The organism is Streptomyces sp. NPDC059816, assembly GCF_042732055.1.
Lineage (GTDB): Bacteria > Actinomycetota > Actinomycetes > Streptomycetales > Streptomycetaceae > Streptomyces.
In genome coordinates this window covers 1-1,800 of sequence record NZ_JBHWIQ010000002.1, presented here as the reverse complement: position 1 = coordinate 1,800, position 1,800 = coordinate 1, and the positions used below count along the sequence as shown (strand labels likewise).

1 protein-coding gene is annotated in these 1,800 nt (G+C 73.4%); it reads right to left on the bottom strand.

Annotated features, from left to right (window positions below):
• Positions 1-116 precede the first annotated feature (116 nt).
• A complete protein-coding gene (locus ACFV88_RS02610; RefSeq protein WP_385485203.1) occupies positions 117-1,655 on the bottom strand; it encodes a S8 family serine peptidase in 1,539 nt (512 codons plus the stop codon).
• Positions 1,656-1,800: the final 145 nt, after the last annotated feature.

Here is a 1,800-nt window from a genome sequence, read left to right as displayed (position 1 = left end):
GGGGCCGCGGGGGCGGTGGGGCGGCTTGGTTAAAGCCGCCGGCCGCGGGGCCCCCCCCGGGGGCGCGCGGGCGCGGGGGGGCGCCGCGGCGGGCGCCCCCCCCCCCCCCGCTGCGCCTACTTGCTGACGGCGTCCAGGGCGTCCGCGACGCCCACTCCGTAGAAGCCGTTGCGGTTCTTGCCGCCCTCGCAGACGGCGTCGACCTTGCCGTCGCCGTTGATGTCGTACGGGTCGGTGCACGCGGTGGCGTCGGCGCCGCGGTACAGCAGGGCCTTGACCTGCGCGGGGGTGGCGCGCGGGTGCGTGGACTTGATGAGTGCGGCGACGCCGGCCGCGTGCGGGGAGGCCATCGAGGTGCCGGCCATGTAGCCCCAGCCGCCGCCGGGCAGGGTGCCGAGGATCAGACCGCTGGTGGCGGGGGCCTGCGGCGGCTGGTACCTCGTCGAGTCCCCGCCGGGAGCGGCGATGTCGACGACGCCCTTGCCGTAGTTGGAGAACGACGACTTGATGCCCTTGGCGCCGGTCGACGCGGTGGTCACGATCCCGGGGAGCTGGGTCGGGATGTCGAGACACTCGGAGGGGTCCACGACCCGGGTGCCGGGGGTGCTGTCGTTGGGGCTCGACGGGTCGGTCAGCTCGTCGGCGGCGAGGTCGAAGTTCTCGTTGCCCGCCGCCGCGATGTTCACGGCGCCCTTGCGCTCCGCGTGGCGGGCGGCCCGGGAGACGGCTTCGATCAGCGCCTTCTGGTCCGGGTCGTCGGCGCAGTTGAAGTACCAGGGGTCGGTGTAGTAGCTGTTGTTGGTGATGTCCACGTCGTTCTCGGCGGCCCACATGAAGCCGCACACGACGGCCTCGGTGTAGAAGAAGCCGGCCGGGGTGGACACCTTGATGCCGGAGACCTTCACGCCGGGGGCCACTCCGGTCATGCCCGTGCCGTTCTTGGCCGCGGCTATCTCCCCGGCGACGTGCGTGCCGTGGGCGCTCTCACCGGGGCCGGGGCGCCAGGAGCCGTCCCGGGTGTCGGGGGCACCGGACACGCAGTTGACGGACGCCTCGCGGTCGAAGTTCGGGGCGATGTCCGGGTGGGTGTCGTCGACGCCCGTGTCGATGACGGCGACGGTGACGTCCTTGCTGCCGAGGGTCCGCTCGTGGGCCCGGTCGGCCTTGATCGCGGGCAGGCTCCACTGGAGGGGCTGCAACGGGTCCTGGGACGCGCCTGCCGTCTCGGTGGCCGCCGCGACCTCCGCGGCGGACAGTTCCTCGGGCGCCTCCAGGACGCCGGTGGCCTGTGCGGGCAGCGGTGCGGTGCGGGTGGCGCCCGCCGACTCCACGCCGCGCACCGTGCGCAGCACCTTCGCGAACTCCGGGTCGGCGGAGTGGGCGACGATCACGCCTATCTTCCGGTAGGTGGCGACGACGGTGCCGCCGGCCTTGCGGATGGCCCGCTCGACGGAGTCGGCGGCGTGCTGGTGGCTCAGGTTGACGACGTAGCTGAGGTTCGTCCCCACGGGTGCGGCGCTCAGGGCGGACGGCGCGGTCTCCGTGTCGGCGGCGGTGGCCGGGGTGGCGTGCGGCAGGAACGCCAGGGTGGAGGCGAGGGCCATGCCGAGCGGGACGGTGACGACGCGTCGGGTGCGGGGGAGGGGCGTGCTCATGTGATCTCCGGTTCGTCTGACCGGCGCGGGTGGCGCGCCGGGTGGGAGTAACCATCTGGGGGGGGGGGTGCCTCGATGTCGTTCGTCAATCCCGTGCTGTCGGTTTTGGGTGTGTCGGTCCCGTTCATGTGGCGGGGGTCGTGGT